Source organism: uncultured Catenibacterium sp. (genome assembly GCF_900540665.1).
Lineage (GTDB): Bacteria > Bacillota_I > Bacilli_A > Erysipelotrichales > Coprobacillaceae > Catenibacterium.
In genome coordinates, this window is record NZ_UQGV01000028.1 from 1 (window position 1) to 23014 (window position 23014).

At 32.1% G+C, this 23014-nt stretch carries 22 protein-coding genes and 2 CRISPR repeat arrays; of the genes, 2 read left to right on the plus strand and 20 right to left on the minus strand.

What is annotated here, in order from left to right; genetic code table 11:
- Window positions 1-117 precede the first annotated feature (117 nt).
- From QZQ55_RS05105 to QZQ55_RS05195, 19 genes are all read right to left on the minus strand, one after another.
- Window positions 118-993, minus strand: a complete 876-nt coding sequence (locus QZQ55_RS05105) for an N-acetylglucosamine kinase (RefSeq protein WP_295090716.1) — start codon at window positions 991-993, stop codon at window positions 118-120.
- Window positions 994-1005: 12 nt separating this feature from the next.
- The gene (locus tag QZQ55_RS05110; RefSeq protein ID WP_295090719.1) at window positions 1006-2358 is read right to left on the minus strand and encodes a PTS sugar transporter subunit IIC; all 1353 of its coding nucleotides are present in this window, start codon (window positions 2356-2358) and stop codon (window positions 1006-1008) included.
- Window positions 2359-2372: 14 nt separating this feature from the next.
- Complete coding sequence (locus QZQ55_RS05115; RefSeq protein ID WP_295090722.1) at window positions 2373-2705, minus strand: hypothetical protein; 333 nt, start codon at window positions 2703-2705, stop codon at window positions 2373-2375.
- 11 nt (window positions 2706-2716) lie between these two features.
- Window positions 2717-3616, minus strand: a complete 900-nt coding sequence (murQ, locus tag QZQ55_RS05120) for an N-acetylmuramic acid 6-phosphate etherase (protein WP_295090725.1) — start codon at window positions 3614-3616, stop codon at window positions 2717-2719.
- A gap of 114 nt (window positions 3617-3730) precedes the next feature.
- On the minus strand, window positions 3731-4567 hold the full coding sequence (locus tag QZQ55_RS05125) for a MurR/RpiR family transcriptional regulator (RefSeq protein WP_287845706.1): 837 nt from the start codon (window positions 4565-4567) through the stop codon (window positions 3731-3733).
- A gap of 261 nt (window positions 4568-4828) precedes the next feature.
- Entirely contained in the window at window positions 4829-5383 is a 555-nt protein-coding gene (locus QZQ55_RS05130) for a hypothetical protein (RefSeq protein WP_295090728.1), read from the minus strand.
- 499 nt (window positions 5384-5882) lie between these two features.
- A complete protein-coding gene (locus QZQ55_RS05135) occupies window positions 5883-6470 on the minus strand; it encodes an RpiB/LacA/LacB family sugar-phosphate isomerase (protein ID WP_295090730.1) in 588 nt (195 codons plus the stop codon).
- Entirely contained in the window at window positions 6470-6640 is a 171-nt protein-coding gene (locus tag QZQ55_RS05140) for a hypothetical protein (protein ID WP_295090733.1), read from the minus strand. The genes QZQ55_RS05135 and QZQ55_RS05140 overlap by 1 nt, the downstream gene beginning before the upstream one ends.
- A 120-nt stretch (window positions 6641-6760) precedes the next feature.
- Window positions 6761-8069: a CRISPR direct-repeat array (repeat unit 35 nt; unit sequence GTTTCCGTCCCCAACAGGGGTTAACTATTATGAAT).
- A gap of 187 nt (window positions 8070-8256) precedes the next feature.
- Entirely contained in the window at window positions 8257-9594 is a 1338-nt protein-coding gene (locus QZQ55_RS05145) for a type III-A CRISPR-associated CARF protein Csm6 (protein WP_295090736.1), read from the minus strand.
- Window position 9595: 1 nt separating this feature from the next.
- Entirely contained in the window at window positions 9596-9916 is a 321-nt protein-coding gene (cas2, locus tag QZQ55_RS05150; protein WP_278779909.1) for a CRISPR-associated endonuclease Cas2, read from the minus strand.
- Window positions 9917-9921: 5 nt separating this feature from the next.
- Window positions 9922-10920 (minus strand): CRISPR-associated endonuclease Cas1, encoded by a 999-nt coding sequence (cas1, locus tag QZQ55_RS05155; protein WP_295090739.1) that lies wholly within the window; start codon window positions 10918-10920, stop codon window positions 9922-9924.
- 65 nt (window positions 10921-10985) lie between these two features.
- Window positions 10986-12140, minus strand: coding sequence for a type III-A CRISPR-associated RAMP protein Csm5 (gene csm5 / locus QZQ55_RS05160; protein ID WP_295090742.1), 1155 nt, complete (start codon window positions 12138-12140; stop codon window positions 10986-10988).
- Window positions 12137-13054, minus strand: a complete 918-nt coding sequence (gene csm4 / locus QZQ55_RS05165; protein ID WP_295090744.1) for a type III-A CRISPR-associated RAMP protein Csm4 — start codon at window positions 13052-13054, stop codon at window positions 12137-12139. Before csm4 ends, csm5 begins: the two co-directional genes overlap by 4 nt.
- Before the next feature lie 18 nt (window positions 13055-13072).
- Window positions 13073-13738 carry a type III-A CRISPR-associated RAMP protein Csm3 gene (gene csm3, locus QZQ55_RS05170; protein WP_217748131.1) on the minus strand — a complete coding sequence of 222 codons (666 nt, stop codon included), beginning with the start codon at window positions 13736-13738 and terminating at the stop codon, window positions 13073-13075.
- Window positions 13739-13742: 4 nt separating this feature from the next.
- Complete coding sequence (csm2, locus tag QZQ55_RS05175) at window positions 13743-14120, minus strand: type III-A CRISPR-associated protein Csm2 (protein WP_217748130.1); 378 nt, start codon at window positions 14118-14120, stop codon at window positions 13743-13745.
- A 3-nt stretch (window positions 14121-14123) separates the two neighbouring features.
- Window positions 14124-16472, minus strand: a complete 2349-nt coding sequence (cas10, locus tag QZQ55_RS05180) for a type III-A CRISPR-associated protein Cas10/Csm1 (protein ID WP_295090747.1) — start codon at window positions 16470-16472, stop codon at window positions 14124-14126.
- Window positions 16469-17212, minus strand: a complete 744-nt coding sequence (gene cas6, locus QZQ55_RS05185) for a CRISPR-associated endoribonuclease Cas6 (RefSeq protein ID WP_295090751.1) — start codon at window positions 17210-17212, stop codon at window positions 16469-16471. The genes cas10 and cas6 overlap by 4 nt, the downstream gene beginning before the upstream one ends.
- Before the next feature lie 384 nt (window positions 17213-17596).
- Window positions 17597-19315: a CRISPR direct-repeat array (repeat unit 35 nt; unit sequence GTTTCCGTCCCCAACAGGGGTTAACTATTATGAAT).
- 260 nt (window positions 19316-19575) lie between these two features.
- Window positions 19576-20550 (minus strand): hypothetical protein, encoded by a 975-nt coding sequence (locus QZQ55_RS05190; protein WP_295090754.1) that lies wholly within the window; start codon window positions 20548-20550, stop codon window positions 19576-19578.
- A 13-nt stretch (window positions 20551-20563) separates the two neighbouring features.
- Complete coding sequence (locus QZQ55_RS05195; protein WP_295090755.1) at window positions 20564-20953, minus strand: MerR family transcriptional regulator; 390 nt, start codon at window positions 20951-20953, stop codon at window positions 20564-20566.
- A gap of 184 nt (window positions 20954-21137) precedes the next feature.
- Here QZQ55_RS05195 and QZQ55_RS05200 point away from each other — a divergent pair, with 184 nt between their 5' ends.
- Window positions 21138-21470 carry a nucleoside triphosphate pyrophosphohydrolase gene (locus QZQ55_RS05200; protein ID WP_295090757.1) on the plus strand — a complete coding sequence of 111 codons (333 nt, stop codon included), beginning with the start codon at window positions 21138-21140 and terminating at the stop codon, window positions 21468-21470.
- Window positions 21463-22227 carry an HNH endonuclease gene (locus QZQ55_RS05205; RefSeq protein WP_295090759.1) on the plus strand — a complete coding sequence of 255 codons (765 nt, stop codon included), beginning with the start codon at window positions 21463-21465 and terminating at the stop codon, window positions 22225-22227. Before QZQ55_RS05200 ends, QZQ55_RS05205 begins: the two co-directional genes overlap by 8 nt.
- 477 nt (window positions 22228-22704) lie before the next feature.
- Here QZQ55_RS05205 and QZQ55_RS05210 read toward each other — a convergent pair whose 3' ends face one another.
- On the minus strand, window positions 22705-23004 hold the full coding sequence (locus QZQ55_RS05210) for a helix-turn-helix transcriptional regulator (protein ID WP_363128271.1): 300 nt from the start codon (window positions 23002-23004) through the stop codon (window positions 22705-22707).
- Window positions 23005-23014: the final 10 nt, after the last annotated feature.

The following is a 23014-nucleotide window of genomic DNA, read 5'->3' on the forward strand; positions in this document are numbered from 1 at the left end:
CCATAATATTCATTTATTCTATTTTTTCTAAATTATTCAAACTTGTTTTTAAGTTCGTCTTTTTTTATACGTTTTGATTGATTTTTGTTTCACACTTTTCTCCTTTATTTGAAAAAACTAAGGTTTTACCCTTAGTTTCTTAGCAAGCTTGTAGGCACCATATTCCGGTGTATGGATAGGTGAAATAAGAGTCTCTATTGTTTCATTAAGAACAGGTAGAATGTAGTTAGAAGCATGCTCAAATACTCCTCCAATGTAGGAAATAGTAGGTATTGAGTGATGCTCTTTTAAGAGCGTTTGTATAAGTGAACGAATTTCTAAGGCTGCCTGTTTATAAATATCTATCGCATAAGGATCTCCCAGATCGGCAGCTAAACCATTGATATAAGCATAGGATGCAATAGAGGTACGATTTAGATGATTCATAAATGTGATAATATCATAATCAACATCTAGATCACATTCCTTCATAATAAGGTCATAAAGGACTGTTTTAGGGAGTCTGCCATCTATTTCTTTACAGAATGTATTAAACATCTTCTTCGCAATCCAGTAAGCACTGCCTTCATCTCCTAATTGATAACCCCAGCCTCCACAACGTGTCAGCTTATTATTCTTGAGTGATAAAGCAATACTGCCTGTTCCTGCAATGACCACAATACCATCATGACCATCTAATGCGCCTTCTATCGCAATTCTTACATCACTCTCTACAACAAAAGGTCTATCTCTAAATGCTTCTTTACATATGTATTCTATTTTATCTCTTAGTTCTTTCTGTTGGCCATATCCTGCAAGTCCTGCACCAATAATGGCAGTATGATCAGGATCTAGCTGATTGACACCGTTTCTTAATATTTCAATAGATTGATCTTGTGGCTGAGTTAAAACATGTACTGTAGGAAGGATTAATTCTTTTAAACGAGATCCGTTCTCATCAAAAAGAACCATCTTTGTTTTTGTGCCACCACCATCTATACCTATATATAACATTTCTGTTACCTCTTAATTTTCAGATGCTTCGTTTGCTTTTTCTTCTTCTAATAGTTCGTTATCGTACATCTTAAAGAATGGATAATACATAATAACTGAAAGTAGGATCAATACAATACTTAATACTGCTGCTCTCCAGTCCCCACCACATGCTAAATAAGCACCAATTGGGCCAGGAAGTGTCCATGGGGCAATAGTCACTGCACAGTTTACTAAATGCATTGCAGTCGCAATCCATGCAACTGTTGCTAAAACTATTGGGACTAAGATGAATGGAATTAACAACATTGGGTTTAATACGATTGGTGCACCAAAGATCATTGGTTCATTAATGTTGAATAATGAAGGAAGGATCGTTGTTCTACCAAGTGTTTTACCATATTTACTCTTAGCTGCAAAACAGAATAAGATTGCAAGTCCTAAAGTAGCACCAGAACCACCAATATGGACAAACCACTGTAAGAATGGTTCTACACCAATATGAGTCGCAGCTTTACCTGCTGCAACTGCTGCTGTATTTTGATCAAGTAAGATTAACCAGATTGGTCTAGCAAGTGAACTGACAATAGAGTCACCATGAATACCAAATGACCAGAAGAACATGATCAAGAAAATAATTAATAATGTAGAAGGTAATGTATCAGTCGCATTGACTAAAGGTTTAATAAGATTACCCACAATGCTATGAACATCTACACCTAACCACATAGTTAATGTAGAAATACCTAAGATAATGATAATAGTAGGTGTCAATGATTCAAATGATCTTGCGACTGCAGGTGGAACAGCTGCAGGCATAGTGATCTTTAATCCTTTAACCTGTGTAAAACGATATACTTCTACTCCAATAAAAGCAGAAATAATACCAATAAACATACCTGCTGAACCTAAGTGTTCTGCAGGAATAACATAACCAGATGGTAACTGCTGTAAGAATGCATTTAATTCAGCATTCTTAGTTGCAAGAGCTGCAATAGAGTCTGTTACATCTGGAATAGATGCTGGAACAACTGTTAGCAGGAACGTAAGTTCTGCCATGATTGCACCACTTAAACCATCTAAATCATATGATTTAGCTAAAGAGTAACCAATACCAAATACAGCATAGAGTGTCATGATATACATTGACATTCTATATGGTAGTAGAATTGCGACTGCGTTCGCTTTAATGAATTTTGCGAGTGCCCAGCTTTCAGGCATCTGGTTGTAAGAAAATGCGACAACCATTAATAATGAACTAACGATGATGATTGGTAATGTTGCAATAATACCATCACGAATCGCACGTAAATGTCTTTGATTAGAGAGTTTTTCTAATGGACCCGCTAATTTACCTTCAATGACATTTGTAATTGCATCGAACATAATTTTTTCTCCTATTATTTAATCATTAATATTAATACAAAGGCCATCAAAGAGAAGAGACCTGTTACAAGCCAAAAGTTTTTGCATAATCCTTCTTTTCTTTCAATGAAATACTGGGAATAAGCTACACTGAGTCCACATACAAGACCACTAATTAGGGCATTAGGAAGTCTGAAATCAATGTGGAGATAAGTGAATCCATTGACACAGATGATAAGTGACAACATTGTAGAAACAAGAATAAGTAATGCACTCTTGAAACCAAACATAGGGATATCATAATCCGTCATACCAAAGACATTCTTGTTTTGTTTATTGTTTTGATTCTTTACAACGTACTTATTCATCTCATATTCTCCTATAGATTACTTTTTACAGTTTTACTGATATTTCCATTGTTTTTAAGAAGAGCTTCTTCACATTCTTTTTCATCTTTACCTGTTAAACCAGATAGAATCGCAATCTTTACATTGTAGTGACATTTTGTTAATAGGGCGATTGATTCTTCTTCAGAACAATCTAAAGATTGTGAGACAATGTTTATAGCTCTAATCCTAAGTTTTTCATTGGTAGGCTGTACATCAACCATAAGGTTTTTATAGACCTTTCCTCTTTTGATCATTACAGATGTAGAAAGCATATTTAAGACAAGTTTTTGTGCGGTACCTGCCTTCATTCTCGTAGAACCCGTTACGACTTCTGCACCTGTAATTACTTCAATTGGATAGTTGGAATATTTTGATATTTCCCCATTGTGAACACAACAGATAGAAACTGTCTGGCATCCTAGTGTGCGCGCATATTGAAGTCCGCCAATGACATAAGGTGTTCTGCCTGATGCTGCAATACCACATACAACATCTTTGTCTGTTAAGTGGATGTTCTTTAAGTCCTCTACAGCAAGTTCCTGAGAATCTTCTGCACCTTCTATTGCAGTTGTGAGTGCGATGTTCCCACCAGCGATTAATCCTTGTACAAGTTGAGGATCAACACCATAGGTAGGAGGACATTCTGATGCATCTAGTACACCTAATCTCCCTGATGTACCAGCACCAATATAAATCAGTCTGCCACCTTGACTCATCTGTTGATAGATACAGTCAACAGCATCTGAAATTTGCGGTAAGACGTCTCTTACAGCTAAAGCCACCTTCTGATCTTCATTATTAATAGTAGTAAGAATATCTATCGTAGACATTTCATCTATATGTAATGAATCAGGATTTGACTGTTCTGTATCTAAGTTATTTAAGTTCATTCTTGTTCCCTCCTTCCAATATCATTATAGACTTGTTGAAATATTATTTCAAGTATATTTCATTATAAATGAAATGTTATTTCTATAATAAAAGACTCATAGTGAAATATGAGTCTACTTTTTGAGTATAGAGACATTGTCTTTAGAATCTATGAGATTCTTTTTATGTTCTTCAAAGTTCTTCTTAAATACACCATAGTACAATAAGTCAGTTATCACAAATGAAGAGATACGAGAAGAGACTGCACCAATACGCAAGGCTTTTTCTTCACTTGGTACTTTAAGTGAGTAGGTACTTAGTTTAGAAATTGGATTAGAGTTGATCTGTGTAATAGAGATAAATGGTATTTGTTTTTCATGTAACACTCTAGCAACATCTACTAAACCAGTTGTAGAACCTGAGTAACTGATAATAAGTGCTGCATCATTTTGATCCATGCTTTGGGCAAAGGTCATCTGTACATGTAAATCAGCGTTATAGATCACCTTCTTGCCTATACGCATGAGTTTTTGGTAGATATCTAAACCAATGACTGATGAACCACCTACACCAAAGAGATAGATAGTAGAAGCATTATTGAGTAAGTCTATTGATGCTTCTAGTGTATCTATGTTTATTAACTGGTATGTTTTTAAGACTGTATTCATGTTTAATCTACAGCCTTTTTCTACTAGTGTACCGATATTATCTTCTGGTTCAAAGATGAGATCTACTTCTTGTTTTTCTTCTTCTTTAGTAGATTGGGCTAAGTTCATCTTTAAATCACTGAAGCCTTTAAAACCTATTTTCTTTGAGAAACGAATAATAGCAGCTGCAGAGGTATTTGTCTTTTCACCTAGTGCCTGTGCAGAATCCTGTAAAATATCATTTTCTAGTATGTATTCAGCTATAAGCTTTTCTGTTGCAGTATAGCTATCATTGTATTCTTTAATTCTTAAATATGCGTTCATGAGATCACCTCCGATTAACCTTATTATAGCATATAGAAAGAGTTGTTTTGTATATAAAAATATCCCCTAGAGGGGGGATTGGAAATCATGAGGTTTCCGTACTTGCCATTTTATACTGTCAAAAATTCAGTTTTCAACTTTTTATAGAAAACATCATAATTAAGTTGTTCACATCATTTTAATCAGTGCTTAAAAAGATTACCAAGATTCAACCTATTTCATTGTCCTTCTTATGATTTTTTGTTTATTATTCTTATCAAATTATATTTTCCCTTCAAGAATTAAATATATCACTTTACCATAGAATATAATTCTTTTTACCTTTATGTTTTTTAACTTTTTTCCTCTATTCTTACCCTTTAACATTTTATCCCAATATTCATCTATTTCTTTATTAGTTAAACTATCATCAAATACCTTTGAATACTTTTGGAATTGTTCTTTGAGATCGTTATTAGTCACATTATCGGAATTATTTAGAATAGCAACAGCCATTTTATTCCCAAACATGTTTTTACGTTGTATCCATATTCCTAATTTCTCGTTTGATATATCAACTATACTAGGCGAATCTTTTCCTTCAAGTTTTTTCATACTTACCATATCACTGGTAATATCTGGATCATTAATTTCGTTATATTTATTCAAAAAAGAATTAATACTTTTATCTTTTTTATAAATCAACTTTTCTTTTACCTTTTTCTTAACTCCAAAGAAACTATTTTCTAATATGTCTTTAGTTGTACTTTTTGATTTATTTGTTGTACCACAGCTTACTAATACCAAGCAAAGAAGCAGTATGATTACTTTTCTCATATCAACACCCCTCGTATTCGTTTCACATTTAACCCATATCCAATTATTGCACCAACTATACCACCGACAATATGTACTATATTTGAAATATTGTTCTGAACTGCAATACCTTCATATACCTGCTGTCCAATATGCAACCACTATAAATGTAATAAGAATTTCTTCTTCTCTAAAATCAATAAATGAAACAAACATAATAAAAGCAAAAACTGCTCCACTCTACTTCTTGTGGTTTTTCTTCTTTAGTAGATTGAGCAAGGTTCATATTTAGATCACTAAACCTGTTTTCTTTAAGATACTGATATTAGCTATTGCAGAATCTTGTAGTATATAACTAGCTATTAGCTTTTCTGTAGCAGTATAACCATCTATTCTTAAGTATGCATTCATAGGACTACCACCGATTAACTATATTATAACATATAAAAAGAATTGTTTTGAATATGAAAACATCCTCTGAAGAGGGGATTGGAAACTATTTTAAGGAATCTTAATTACATCACTTGTCATCTATCAAATAAGAACTATTGTACATTTTATGTTTTACTTTCTTAACCATATCCGAATCTAACTTATTCAAAAACATTTCAAAATCAATTTGTGATTTTGCTTTAATTTCTTTTAGTTTTTTAGCATCCGAAATCTTTCTTTTTGCTTCACTTTTAGGATATCCACCACCAAAAGATTCTAAAAATAATGCTTTGATTGTTTCCTCTAAATTATTTTCACCTGTATATGTATATTCTTCTCCAAGAGGTAAAGATACTACATTTCCATTATTGATCTGTGCAAATAAATAGGCATCTTTCGCAGTTGGAACATACCCGCATAAAACACCGGGCATACTATTACAAGCAAGCATCATCCCTTGTCCTGAAGAACATCCAGTCACAGCAAAATCAACTATATGACTGTTTATGAGTATTCCAATCAACAATGCAATCTCAACATAAGTATAGTTTTCATCTTCATCTACAAAACATCCAAAATTAATAACTTCTGCATCTTTAGCATATTTCTTTGTATATTTATAAAGCATCTCATTTTTTGATACTTGTGAACTTGCTTGTACGACTGCTATCTTCATTAATATTCCTCCAATAGTGTATCTATGTTAATACTGTATTCGTATTTAATCTGCTCCTTGTTTTTCTTCTTCAGTAGATTCATCTTTAGATTAATAAACACTTTAAAGCCTGTTTTCTTTGAGAAACGGATATTAGCTGCTGCAAAATCTTGTAGGATATAGTCAGCCATTAGCTTTTCTGTAAGGGTATAGCTATCTATATTAAGTATGCATTCATAGGATTAACACCATTATAGCATATAAGAAGAATTGTTATGTATATGGAAATATCCCCTAAAGAGGGGATTGAAGAGTATGTCCCCTAGAAGGGTTAATTGTTATGAATCAATATAAGGATAAGATAGGAGTAAACCATACTATAGAACCGTGTTCGTCTCCAGCAGGGGTTACTTATTATGAACGATTTTTGATATGAATGCACTACAGCTCTTAGAGAAGAGGTTTCCGTCCCCAACAGGGGTTAACTATTATGAATATGAATATGCGAATTTGATTATTGGGAGCTGAAAAAATGTGTTTCCATCCCCAACAGGGGTTAACTATTATGAATCGAAAAAGAGCAGTTGCAAGAAAACGAAGATAGAACTTAGTTTCCGTCCCCAACAGGGGTTAACTATTATGAATACAAAAAAGAATGTTCATGAAAAAAGCAAGCTTCTGTTTCCGTCCCCAACAGGGGTTAACTATTATGAATACAAAAACAGTAACGGATTATAAAACTGCTTCATGTTGGTTTCCGTCCCCAACAGGGGTTAACTATTATGAATGAAAGTGGAGTTATTGTTATTAAGCATTGGAGATTGCATAACGTTTCCGTCCCCAACAGGGGTTAACTATTATGAATTATTCACTGGGTGCATTCCTTGGTATGGCAACTGAAGAAGAGTTTCCGTCCCCAACAGGGGTTAACTATTATGAATAGTAATATCTATTTCAAACTCTTGTACATATAAATCTTTAATGGTTTCCGTCCCCAACAGGGGTTAACTATTATGAATACAAGAGATGTTTTATGCGAACGTTGTTATAAATAAAGTTTCCGTCCCCAACAGGGGTTAACTATTATGAATATTAGAAGTTCAATACGATAGATACGGCAATGAATTATGTTTCCGTCCCCAACAGGGGTTAACTATTATGAATCTTCTGATGGAGAACCTATTTGTGATGATTGTTATGAAGAAAAAGTTTCCGTCCCCAACAGGGGTTAACTATTATGAATCAATAATTACGTTAAGTATGTAGTGTGTAAACACACTGATAAGTTTCCGTCCCCAACAGGGGTTAACTATTATGAATGTTGAATTGGTAAAAGTTGATAGTGACAACGCTATTACGTTTCCGTCCCCAACAGGGGTTAACTATTATGAATTTGAAAGTGAAAAAACACTAGAAGAAATTGAAGCAAAAAGAGTTTCCGTCCCCAACAGGGGTTAACTATTATGAATACTTAAGCAAGAACTTGTACAACAAAATGACTATAAGTTTCCGTCCCCAACAGGGGTTAACTATTATGAATTTGTTTATGAAAATGGGAAGTGGTAAAACAAGAGTCGCTTTAGAAGTTTCCGTCCCCAACAGGGGTTAACTATTATGAATCCTTACCTACAAAAACCTGATAAACACTACTTAAAATACCCAAAATTCGTGGCAAAACTACTTTTAGTATTCATAACCATAAGATTTCCTACAAAACCTTCATTTTTCCCAATATTTATCAGTAGCGTGGCAAAAAATATAGATAAGAGTGTTCTATATCATCAAGAACACTCTTATCATACTTTAATTAATCAATTCTTTCAATAATCAACTGATTCATCAAATCATAACTATTCCAGTATTCATCTATAATATCTAAATCTGTATAACTAAATACTTTCTCTATCTTTTTCATAATCGCATTAGAAGAGAAGTTAGTCTTGTCCTTTATTACATCATCTGTAACACAAACCATTTCATGTGCTGTAATATTACGAATATTACCTTCTACACTACGTAAATCTGAAACGAGATCTGCTGCTTCTTTTCTACTACTAGGTATGAAATCATTCAATAATACAACCAATGGTTCAGAATAAATAGGTCCTTCTTTAAAACCATTTAAATAGTAATTATTCAATGATTTCAAAACATCACTACCATTTAGTTTATCTAAATCCCATATACGCATAGAATGTCTTTTCTTCTTCTCTATTCTACAGTATTTATTAATATCAATACCTGTTTCATATTTTAATACCATTTCAAACAAGTCCACAAATAAAGGTGTAATAGATCTAATAAAGTCTGCATATTCATGTCTTCTTCTCTTTACATCAATATTTAATGCATACTCAAATAGTTTAATTCCTTTATCATCCTTGACAGGAAAACAATAAGCCTTTTCCTTTAAAGATATCTCTAATGCTTTCTTATAATCCAATGATTCTCTATACTTAGCCATTTCAATCAAAGAATAATAACCTTTTTCCATAGCACTCTTCTTAATAGTCTTCGATACTTGTAATGCTGCAGAATAATCATAAGCCTCTATATGTTTCTTAATAATCTCTTCTTTCTTAATAATAGCTAATGTAGGACATTCTACTTCTATACATCTATTTGTAGAATCTGGATTATTGTCTTCGTCTAATTCCCATAAAGTCTCATAATCATTTTCTTTATGAGAATGTTCATTAAGTTTACCTGTTGGTGTTACAACCTGTATTGTACGACAAGGTAATTCTCCTAATGTCTTTAATACAACTAACCCACTCTTCATTGCTGGTGTACCAGAAGATATATTTAAAAGGAATTCATCATCTTCCTCCATATCTCCCATAATATCCATTAATATATTTCTGAAATCCTTATAGAAGTAATCAAACTCTTGTACTTTAGTTAATTCATTACGTTCTATATATTCCACATCTATATGTCTATTCTGTAATTCAGCTATTTTCTCTATGCAATATCCATATGGATTATACTTATGATGCTTTTCAGCCATCTCCTTAGATAAATATAAAATAACTTTATCTGGCGCATAATGTCTGCATATATGCAACATAGAACCATCTCTATAGTTATTCTGAGATATTGGATCAGTACCTCCTACAGGAGAAAATAAAATCTTTTTACCCATCTTATATCACAATAATATCCTCAGACTCTTCACTTTCATCTTTACCCCAGGATATTATCTGCCCCTTTCCATTAATCTTATATATTCTTACACTATCTTGAGTCCCTATTCTTTTAGGTATACCTTTAACCAGTTTATCAAATTTATTCTTTCTTAAATGTGCTTCAAAGGCTGATTTCTGTACTCTTACTCCATAGCCTGATAACCATTTCGCAAATCTTTGTCTCTTTCTATTATCCACAATATCATAGATAATCAATACGAACACTTTTCTGATTGATTTATTCTCATCAACCTCAAAGAAATAATCTTCTCTTTCCATAGTGATTACCTAATCATAATAGGAGAATACATTGATACATCCTCATGTATTATTGCATCCACTAATGAACTCATTTGAAAAGATATCGCACTTCTGAAACTTACTGGATAATCAATATAATCTAAGTATTTCTGACATATCTGAAACTTATTTTCTAGTTTCTTGATGAATTTATTCAATGCTTGTTTAGAGATATAAATCCCTTCTCCATCATCTGAATAAAACTCATCAATATGTACTTCATGTCCATTGATCATACTCATCACTGTAGAGTCTATAAGGACAGCTCTCCATTCTTCCATCATATCACTTGCAAGTGTTGGATGTTTTTCTGCATCTCTATGAAGAAATCCAAAATATGCATTTAAACCTTTTATCTCTATTTCTCCATAGAGTTCATTCATCAAGATAGAATAACCTAAACTTAACATAGAATTAAATGCATCACGAGGGGGTCTTTTACTTCTTCCTTCAAACTTAAATGCATCATCAATACAGATGGATAAGCCTTTAAAATAATACTTTGCAGCACTTCCTTCATATCCCATGAGTTCTTCTATACTCTTTACATAATTCACTTTTCTTAAAGCACTCTTCATATGTAATTCAATATCACTTAGATTTTGATTTGTACTTCTAGAATATCTTTTCAATACTACAATCTGGTTATGTATCTTTGCATAAATGATTTTCTTAGAAAGTTCTAATGCGAATGGTTGATCATATAATCCTGTCTGTTTTCTTTGAAGAGTCGCTTTAATATGACCTGTTGAAGATAACCTACCAAAATAGTGACCACCCTTAGAAAAATAAGATAAAGAAATACCTTTCTTTAAACATTCTTGAATACATTGTGTTGTAACTTGTGCATGACCTAATAGAGTAATACCATCAATGCTTTCTACTGGAATAGTACGAACCATTCCATCTTTATACTTGACTGTTATTCTATTATCCTGCTTACCTATAACACAATCACTTTTATCAATATACAATATACTCATAACGCTTCCTCCTTGTATTGTCCCTTAAAAGAGAAGGAGAAAGCTGATACTTGGTTACCCAAGTATCAGTTAAGTTCTTCTATTTTGTCTAATTGACATAAACCCATTTGTAGTAATTGATCATGATAATATGTACATTTGATTGTATGTGGAGAAATACCATAAAGACGTAAATCATCCTCATGTTTATGAAGATTGCGTCTTGTCTTCTTATCAAATGTTGTTGTGTTAACCATAATCTGCTGGACTATACGTACTGTTTGTTCACTGTCTTCTCCATCATAGAGTGGATAAACTGCTGTTTTACTTGCATATCCACTTCCTCCACCTAGAAATACAGATCCATCATCTATATAATCAACTATATAATCAGGTTCAGTAAACGGTTTAACAAAGTACTTATTATAATTATCATCAAAGTAGTTAATGGATTCTAAAATATCCTCTTTAGTATATGGACAGATGCTCGTATCTATAGTAACTGTAAATACAATGTCTGTACCAGGCTTTAAACATTCCCTTACTGAAGGCAAGTTTTTAGCCCCTTTCTTAACATGCACATCTACTTTTTGAGCTAAAGTAAGATCTTCTACTGATAATGGTTCACTATCACTCACAATAAATCCAGCCATTATATCATTGACTGCATCATCAACCCTTGTTTTAGGTCTATGTAATGTTCTAAAGGTTTTTGCTTCAATATCCTGGATATTTCTAGATAAATATCTCTGCTTTTTAGGTTTTATTTCAAATGCTTTCTCTTTGAACTGTTTTCTTTGAATCGTATAATCCTTTGAATGATTAATTAATCTATCTGCAAGAAAAATTGTTCTAAACATACCTTTAAGAGAACTACCAGGAACATAAGGGTTCCCATAAGGATCCTTTACAAACTCCAACATGACATTTTTTCTTTTCGTTTCTTCGATATCCCCTTTATCCAAAGTATACTTGATACATTTATCAATAATAGAATTATTAATCTGATTCTTCTTTATCCAAACACCTAAATTTTCATGTTCATCTAACATAAAAGCTTCAAAAGAATTGAGCTTATTGATTTTCTTTAATTCTAGATAAAACTTTGCGATATCAATGACTGCAATCTGATTATTCTTATAGAACAAGTATTCCTTTTTAGATAATTCTTTCCCACTCCAAATAAATACAGGGCCTAATACTTTTAAATGTATACGATAAGACTTTAAATAGTTCTTCATACTTCTACCCCCATAAATAATGGTTTTGCATACTTATACACAAAATGGTTTCCACCTGAAGATACATCATAAACATCTCCCTGATAAGTCTTATTAAAGCATGAACCTGCTTTAAATAAGTAAATATCTTTCTTTCTACGCTGTTCTTTAGAATAAGTATATGAGTCTACGAAACCACTTCTTTTTACAAGTAAATAACGTGAATCATCTAAAACATCATCTAGTTCATCTTCTGTAGGAAGAGATACTGAGAGCGTCATGACTTCACCTTTTGTATTAAGACGTTTATTTAATTCTTTTGGTAATTCTGCTATTTCTAAATCAAAGTGTCCTAAGCCAGAATTCTTCTTACCACCAATACCTGATAAACTTAACATTTCGAATAATTCATCAAATAAGTCTAATATTTCTTGAGAATCATAACCTACAACTATATATAAGCCATTCTCTTCTTTAAATCGATAAATACCTACACGATAAGGAACTGCTTCTTCGTTTCCTCTAATTGATGCAGAAGTTTTTAATGCATGTACACCTAATTTTTTAATATCAAAACATTTATTAATAGGATATTGTCCTTTAAGATACTGATCTAATAAAGAAACCTGTATATATTCTAGTTTCTTAAACTTCTTACGTGTTGTCATATCTTCACTTTGAACCACCTGTTCAATCTTCTTCATTGGTTTAGGAATAAAAAACTCTTGATTCATATAAGGAAATGCATCAGAGAATACCAAATGATTCTCTTTAACACTTTTTAATAATGTCTCTAACTTATCAATCTTAAGTGCTTCTATACATAAAGCAGAAAAGAGAGTATCTGCCTGAAAAGTGATTTCTGACTTTTCTAAGGAATGTTCACCAAAATGTACACCCTGTGTAAAAATCATTTTATAAATCTTATAGTTCATGGTGCCTACCACCTTTCATTATTGAGATACTTTACTTAAAATCTCATTGATTTTATCTTTTACACTCTTATCTAATTGACCAATTGCTGCTTTTGCATGTAAATTAGTGAATTTAACTTTACCATATCCTCTAGAACCACTACCACCTAAATAATCAAACTGAAGCATCTTGAAGGCTTCTGCAATGAGTTCAATATCTTCATATAAATCATCCATATTATCTACTTCATAAAGGATATCTAAATCAAATTCTGAACCTCTTACAACTCTTTCAATCTGTCTTGGATTCGCTACTGCAGTAGCACGGTTAATAGTATTTTCAAACTTAACTTCTGTTAAGCTGTTTAGACCTTTATTTCTTAATTCATCAGCATTAGAAAGAATCATATCAGAAATCTGGATTCTACTCTTTTTTATATGATTCTTTTCGGCACTACCAAATACTCTTTTGATTCTTTCACAATCCTGATCAGGTTTATCCGCAACTGATTCATTATATTCTTTCGCAAGTAGTGTACGCATCTTTCCTTTTAATGAGCTTCCTGGAATCATTGGACAACCTGAAAGTACATCTTTAATAACTGGAGAATCAACTGCACCAATTGCAGCAAAAGCTGACGAACCTCCAATATGCATTCCTGTTAATACTTCAATTTTTCCTTTAATCTGAATTTTTGTATACATAATCCTACTGATCCTTTCCACCATGATATTTATGGAATGCAACTAATGCTTCCATATACTGATAATATTGAATATATCTTTTTCTAGTTTTAATACTTTTTAAGAAAGGAAGAAGCTTAGCTGTTTCAATAAAGCTTTTCACTTTCTCATCTCGACCTGCTTCATAATAGAATCTTACTGTGAGATAACTTACTCTATCTAATAATTCTTCAGATAAGTTCTCTTCTGGGTATTCTAATACTTCATTGAGGATATCTGCAGACATAGCCAATAAGTTTCTAATTTGTGAAACTGTTAATAATCCAACAGGTTTCCCCCTCTGATTCTTTTTTGTTTTTAATACTTTAATTGTATTTTCTACTTTATCTAGATCTAAACTCATAAACTACTCCTCACTTTCTCTTAGAGAATAAACAAATATATTAATAGCTGTCTTTAGTTCACGACAGTCTTTTTCATTTTGATACCACTTATACATATGATCTGAGAATTCTTTATATGCTTCTTTTTCAGCTGTAGTTGCTTTAGAATTAGGTTCCATTCTTGCAAGTAAGTAAACAAATCTCGCAAAGTTAATTCCTTCATTTCTCTTTCTAATTAACTCTAATAAGTGATATAAGAACGCTTTTCCTCTTTCTGTATCAGACTTATCACCATTCATAGACTTTCCAAAGAACTGGTATAATACTGCATATTTCTCTTTAATAACTCTTTCTGTAAAGTCACCCCAGGTATATGTACCATCACTAATATGATCTTCTTCACCTTCTTTATGATCTTTACCATCTTCAAATAATGTGATTGAATTCTTACCTTCATGGCCTTTAGACTTATCTTCCATTTCTGCCACTTCATCTGCAATAACACTAATTGGATAAGTAGATGTATATAAACCAATACCACCTGATATAGTAAGTGTATTTTCTGTATAAACCTTTAAAGAATCTTTAATATCAACAGCAAGTTCAATGACATCATTCCAGGCACCAACTATAAATAAGTCATCTCCACCTGAATAAACAATAGCTGCATGACGTGGATGGCCTTCTTCATGATCAATATAATAAGACCCTTTCTCTAGAATACTCTTGATATGATATTTAAAGAATAAAGATAACTGTCTTGATAATGTAGCTGTACGAGAGAGTGTCATATACTTATCTGGAAAACCTGCCACAAAGGCATGTCCTAAGTTATCTACATCAGCTCTGAGTACTGCAATTCTCTTGATACCATTTGATTTTTCAGCTAACTTTACAAATTCATCTTCAGAATGGTAATCCCCTACCCATAACTTAGTAGAAATACTTTTACCTGTATGAGGGTTATTCTTACAATAAGCTCTTACAAAAGAGTCATCATTAACCATTCTTTCTTTTAAGGTTTCTTCACTATCAGATACAAGGTAATAGTCACCAGGTAATGGTAAACCTTGTTTCTTTTGTTGAGTAATAGAGAAGAAATCCATATCCATTAGTTTCTTAGAGAACTTAATTAATGATTCACAAATAGAACATTCTCCATCCTCATTCACTTTACCTAGTCTCTTACATACTCTACATTCTCTTTCATAGTCATCTGCCTGTATCTTGTTTAATGCGATGATTTCAGCCGCTGTATAACGATGAGATTTATTTAATGAAAGCTTTGTAGAAAGTTCTCTATAAAGTTCTGAATAAGAACCATTTGGTTCATTCTGTAAATCTTTACTACTACAAGGAACATAAGCACCTGCAATATATAAAGCTGTTTGGAAATGTTTTAAGAACCACTTATTCACATTCTTGATTTCTTCATCAAATATTGTTTGTGTTTCTTTTGTATTAGGCAGAATCATATAACAATGACCACCACCACTATAAATAAGATTAGCACGTGAAAGATGAAGTTTATCTAATAGTGTATCAATAATATGTTCCATCATGATTTCTAGATAGAAAGAACGTGAGCGTAAAGATTTTAATGCACTCTTAGTTGTAATAGTGTAAATAAACTTCTGTATTCCTGAGATATCTAAAGAAGCAAGTAAGAAGGCTTTCTTATCATAGAATAGAGACGCATTCTTATATAATTCTGTCTTATAATCTGTAATATTCTGTTCCTTTAAATAGGCATAAATAGCACTTGCGAATGCAGCTGTGAGCTTCACATGATCATAAAGTGATATATCAGCCACTTCTTTCTTAGATGTAGAAGAAGGGACAAATGATAAATTAGCTTCTAATACTTCTAATAATGAATTGATATAAGCATGATCTTTTAAATCTAATCCATTCAAGTTAGAAGATATATTACTCAGTATTTCACTGTATTGTGATGCATTGAATTCTGTTTTTGTATTGGTAGGATAGTTGATATTATCCTTTAAACTTCCTGCGTGATAGTATAGATTACCTTTATTCCCATTTAAGAGATTAAATACAGGTTGTAATGCAGTATGTATTTCAAATCCTTTGTCTTCTATTTCTTTGTTTCTTCTATCTGCACCAGAAGCGATATTATCCGCAATATAAGTAATATAGGCAATAGAATCATCATCAATAGAAGATTGACGTAAAGCATCAGCATGATGATATCTTACTGCATTCAAGATATCTTTATCATCTGTATAGTTCTTGAGATACTCATAACCACTTTGACTATGTTTACGACCATCCATTCCTTTTCTATAAACAACTTTACCTATATCATGAAGCAAGCTTCCTATGATGATTTTAGTTTCATGATCTGTCATTCATTATCCCTCCTTACGATTTGTATAGCACCCATTCCTAAACCTGTTTTAATACCTACTCCAGAATATTCTCCAAACTCTAAAAATAGTCTTATAAATTTTGCAGCTGTATCTGTACTTGTGATTTTAATGGTCATAGTACCAAAGAAAGAAGGAATCTTTACTCCCTGTAGTGGGAATAAATAAGAGCGGAGATTATATTTTACTATCTCACTTCCTTCTACAAGCATATCTAATGTATCTTCATCAAACATACTGGCTTCTTTTAATACAGAATCATATTTATTCATTAAACTCTGATAAATTAAGCGTAAATCAGGATAATTGATATATCTGCCATAACTTTTAAAAGACATAGGTGTGAGTATTCTTATTTCTAAATATCTTTCTGCAGGTTTATTGTAGAAGTGATCCATTAATTGTTCCTGGGATACCATCTTTAACTGTTTAGAAACAAATGAAATGGGTTCTTTTTCTTTGTTTAAAGTAATCTGTTGGATAGAATCATCCAGTATTGGATTCATCATATAGTGTGATGAATCATCATCACATGTACATATTGTCCAATATACTTTGTCTTTGTCTTTATAAACATACTGGCTATAAGGATGTCTATTCTGTTGATGAAGAATAGATACATAGTCTGTATCCATTAATTCAAATAGTGCTCCTTGAAAACAAGAAGATTTTCTAAAGTCAATTTTGTCTGTATCCAGTTCTATTTTAAGTTTCTTATACATCAGGCGCCCTCCTCAATAATGTATACGCTTACTATATTATAACATAATATCTATTGTTTCCTTTCATCCACCATCCGATAATTGTAAGTTTTATTGTTTAAATGAGATGAATATTTTATCGAATAGTTTATTATATAGTATTTTGTTTCGTTTTCAAATAGTTATTTAGAATTTAATAAAAATAGGGAATAAAAATACTCCTTTACAGTATGAGTAAAGGAGTAAATTAGAATATCAGATAAAGTATGTGATAAAGACACAATTAGAGAATAATTAAGAAAACTAATATAAACTCAAACAATGTTATGAGATGTTTAAGTACTTTATAGGTTATTGAACATTATCAGATTATCAAATAAAAACATCCTCTAGGGGATGTTTTCTTTATGTGCCCCCTAAAGGGGTTAACTATTATGAATAAAGCAATAAAACAGCTAACAGAGATTTCTTTATTCGTTTCCGTCCCCAACAGGGGTTAACTATTATGAATCGTTTGTATTAACTTTTGACGGAGCTGATCAGAATTTTGTTTCCGTCCCCAACAGGGGTTAACTATTATGAATAGTACAGTGTTTAAACGTCACAAGCGTTGTAGATGGTTTCCGTCCCCAACAGGGGTTAACTATTATGAATAAAAGAAATTTTAGAAAGATGTTTTGAAAGCAATGTTTCCGTCCCCAACAGGGGTCAACTATTATGAATTCAATTTGGAAATAAACTTATAAACGATATAATAAGGGGTTTCCGTCCCCAACAGGGGTTAACTATTATGAATTTATGTATGAAAGAATTAATAACGAGAATATTCCATTCAGAGTGTTTCCGTCCCTAACAGGGGTTAACTATTATGAATAAAATCGCTGAAAATGTACGTTCTACATTTAAGGGTTTCCGTCCCCAACAGGGGGTTAACTATTATGAATAAAAATCATCAAAAGGATAGAAGTATATGAAAAATGTTTCCGTCCCCAACAGGGGTTAACTATTATGAATGTTAGACAGAAAGACACTAACCTAACTACCCTTAAGTTTCCGTCCCCAACAGGGGTTAACTATTATGAATATTTTCCCCATAACCGCTAGACTCAAAATTTATATGACTGTTTCCGTCCCCAACAGGGGTTAACTATTATGAATATTGAACAGTACGAATTGGATGTTTCAAAAAGAAAGGAAAAGTTTCCGTCCCCAACAGGGGTTAACTATTATGAATTGTAAGCAATGAAGCGCTAGAATTAAAAGGAATGGAGTTTCCGTCCCCAACAGGGGTTAACTATTATGAAAAATGTATAGTAACTTCAACGGTCAAATAAATTTATATGGTTTCCGTCCCCAACAGGGGTTAACTATTATGAATAAGAATGGGAAAAAACTCATGGAAGATTTCTACAATGGGTTTCCGTCCCCAACAGGGGTTAACTATTATGAATAAACACTGCCATGTTGCTAGATGTTGTAAAAGATCTTGTTTCCGTCCCCAACAGGGGTTAACTATTATGAATTGGCATAATGAAGACTATGCAAGAAGTAGAAGAGTGTTTCCGTCCCCAACAGGGGTTAACTATTATGAATAAAACAGCTAAAATTGAATGTTATATCACGGAAGAGTGTTTCCGTCCCCAACAGGGGTTAACTATTATGAATTTAAAATTTTCTTGACATTCTCATACATACAAGTGTATGATCAAGTTTCCGTCCCCAACAGGGGTTAACTATTATGAATTTATTAAATCGCCTTACAATTGAATAGCACTAGTCAATGAGTTATAAGTTTCCGTCCCCAACAGGGGTTAACTATTATGAATCGGAAAATGAGAACATTTGAAAGTGAAAAAACACTAGAGTTTCCGTCCCCAACAGGGGTTAACTATTATGAATATTAATTGGAGGAACAGAAAATGAAAAGAAAAGTAAATAGTTTCCGTCCCCAACAGGGGTTAACTATTATGAATATTGACCTTGATTCATATAATGAATGGTTATTAGAAAATAAAGTTTCCGTCCCCAACAGGGGTTAACTATTATGAATTAGAGGTAATTAAGATGAGTGTTGCAACAGAATTAGAATGTTTCCGTCCCCAACAGGGGTTAACTATTATGAATCCTTATCTATAAAGCCCTGATAAACACTACTTAAAATAACCAAAATGCGTGGCAAAACTACTTTTAGCAATCATAACCATAGAATCTCCTACAAAACATCAATTATTTCTAGTATTTATCAATAGCGTGGCAAAAAGTATAAATAAGAGTGTTCTTACATCATTAAGAACACTCTTATCATACTTTAGTTAATCAATTCTTTCAATACCAACATCAAATGTTCAACCAATAAACATTCACTAATCATTAAGTAAGTACTATTAGAAGACTATTTCATATTTCAAAATGCTTTTTTCTTCATTTTGTACTTCAGTTAATACAGTTGTATTCCCAACTACCTTCAAATTTTTCAATATCATATCAAGTTTGATTGCATCAGATTCTTTCAATCCTGATGTACTGCTTAATTTGATACTTAACTTCTGATAGTTTATAGGTCCTTCAGTAGCCATGCGCATTTCTATAAGGCCCTGAACAGTAGGATCATGCTCTAAATATCTTACGCTAGGCTTCACAGGATTATGTCCAGGAAATCTCATTTCAGCTGCAATATCCATTCTATCATACTCTTTCTTTGTTTTTTCAACTCGTGCTGATCCTTTCCCTTTTTTATTAACACTACCTTTTCCATTTACATTATTCTTAATGAGTGAAGATTTTTCTCTCAAATATGTGACTCTAAAATACTTTGCACCTAAATCCTGAGCAATCTTCTGTAATTCCCTAATACGCACCTGCTTCAATCGTTCAAAATATTCATCTAACACAATATACTTATTGCTATCCGTAGGATCTACATAATAGAAATTCACTTCATCATTAGGATAGAAACTTAAACCAAACTTACTGACTGAGTCCTTAAAGATATTCATCCATTTCTCACCTTTACATGTATCCCAATATCCAATAGAGCCTTTACATACAGCAATTTTAAATTTATCTTCTCTTTCTACAATTCTAATAAGTCTTGAATATCTCGCTCTTCTTAAGTCTTCAAAAAAGATTGGTTTCAATCTATTTAAATCCCATTGACGTTTACTTTCTTCGATTGTCTTTGCCAAACTCTGAGCTACATCTGACGCAGTATCTCCTAATTCTTTTGCTTTGCCTGCTGCAACATCGCCTAGTTCCTTAGCACGCTTATCTAACTCTGCATCATCAACTGCTTTAACTACTTTCTCTCTTGCTTCATCAATACCATCTTTTACACCATCTATTATTTCATTGAATTTCATAAGTTCTTCCCTCCTACATACCCTTTTCTTTTCTTATTTGCTTTATTTGATCTTTATATGTTTGATTATTCTTTTCACTCTTCACCGGAATAGAATATCTCTGTATATATTCTATCACTTTCTTTTGTGCCTCTAATACTTGAATCGTATGATTGATTTTATTTACTTTCTCTTCTATTACTGTTTCCTGTTTCACTCCTTCTAAAATCTGTTTAATTTCCTTTAAATCAAACCCCATTTCCTTATACCATAAGACTTCCCATAATCTTTCCATTGTCTCATCATCATAAAGTCGATAATTATTCTTAGAGCGCTTAACAGGTAATATCCCTTCATCATCATAATATTGTAATGTACGCTTACTGACTCCTGATAACTTACTTACTTCATCAATCTTCCACACATTATTTACATCCTCGTAACTTGAGAATACGCTATCACGTAAACGTGATAGCAATACCCACCCACGAATCTCCTTTCCATTAAAGAAGATGTAAAATTCGCGTACTAAAAGATGATGTTCATATCATCACCAATGCTTTTATATCTGTTTTATAAGTTGTATGATTAATGAAGAGGTGATGCCAATGAAACATATTCATGATAAGTTAGTCAGAGATCGTATTCCTGAGATCATAGAGAATGATCATAAGACTTGTGCAACAAGAATACTCAATGATGATGAATATCTTGCATGCTTAAAAAGTAAATTATTAGAAGAGTGTCATGAGGTAATAGAAGCTGAAGGTGAAGATATTAAGAAAGAGATAGCAGATGTATTAGAAGTGTTAGAGGCATTAGAAAATACACTTCATATAGATCATCAAGAAATAATGTCTATCAAAGAAAAAAAAGCACACAATAATGGTGCCTTTGACAAGAAAATCTATCTAGAATATGTAGAGGATTCAAATGAATAAGTATATACAGGACTGGATTGATGTCATTGAATATATGAATAATGATAATACATACAAGTTAGCCTGGGGCCGTGCTATTCTTGAGAATGTTTATACACTTAATCACATTGAAGAAAATAATATAATTACTTTTGATGCAATAGCTCATAAGATGGTGAAGTATTACTGGAATCAGACATTCTTCTTTAATCTAAGACAAGGATCAAACATTAAAAAGAAACCTGTCATTGTTCAACAGGTTGATTTACTTATTGATAAGTATAAAGAATTAACAAGGTCTTCTATTCCTATCTGGTTTGATAAAGCTGAAGAAAAACTTACTAAAGAACAAGACTTCTATAAGAGTGTATTGAAGAAGTGTGCAAGAAAGTTAAAAGATGATGTATCCTGGCGTTTTATGAATGTACATAAGGAAACAAAGGATCTTTATGTTCTTAACAAGGATTATCTCTACATATCAATCAATAAAGAACAGGTACTCTTACTAAAAGAATATGGATTTGTCCTATCACAATTACTCAATTACAAATGGGCACAGTTACTAGAGAAGTTTAATAATGCCCCACGTATTACTTCTAAAGTAAAAGGTATCTCTGATAATCAAATTAGAAGAAATAATCTCACTAAATATAAAAATATCTTACTTGAAAATATGAATAAACCAATTGATTTCTATATAGGAGAAGAATTAAAACCTGATGATATCAGTGTTGATCATGTGATTCCTTGGTCATTTATGTATAGTGATGATATCTAGAATCTTGTTTTAACTTCTAAGAGTCATAATTCTTCTAAGTCCAATCATATTCCTAGTAAAGAAGTCATTGAACAACTAAATCAAAGAAACAAAGCTCTTATTGAAACTATCAATAATAGTAAATACAAGGAAGAACTCAATATTGCGATTATGAACAACTATGTAGATAAGTTCTATCTTTCAATGAAACTATAATTTTTTCTAGTTTTTTGAATTCTATTGAATTTAGTTATAGAGTTTTCTACAATAATCATAGAGGAACTTAATTAATATTAAGCACACTCCTTAAATAAAAAAGCCTATTGAGATGCTCATCTCGCCAGGCTTTTTTAGTTTGTATAAAATAATATTTATAAGGGGTTTTATTTTTAGATTTTTATTTGTTTTTTTATATTCAATTGCATTGATATCAGGAATTTATTAGTATACTTATAGAATGTTTTTTTCATAATATATTTTCCTTTTTGTCTGGCCTGTCTATTCATTAGACAGGCTCTTTTCTTGAATACATTTAAGCAGGTCTTCGGGTGTGACCTTATATAATCTTGACAAAGCAATAAGGTTGGTTGTATTGGGATCACTTGTTCCGTTCTCCCATTTAGAAACAGCTTGTCTACTTACACCTAATGTTTCTGCAACAAACTCTTGAGTCATCTTACAACGGAGACGGTTTTCTTTAAGAGATTCTCCTAAAGATTTCGCATTCACTTTTTTCTCTTCTCGTACATCTTTTGCAAAGGATAAAATAAAAATGTAGGTAAAAGCCAATATAAGAATGTTGGAAAAC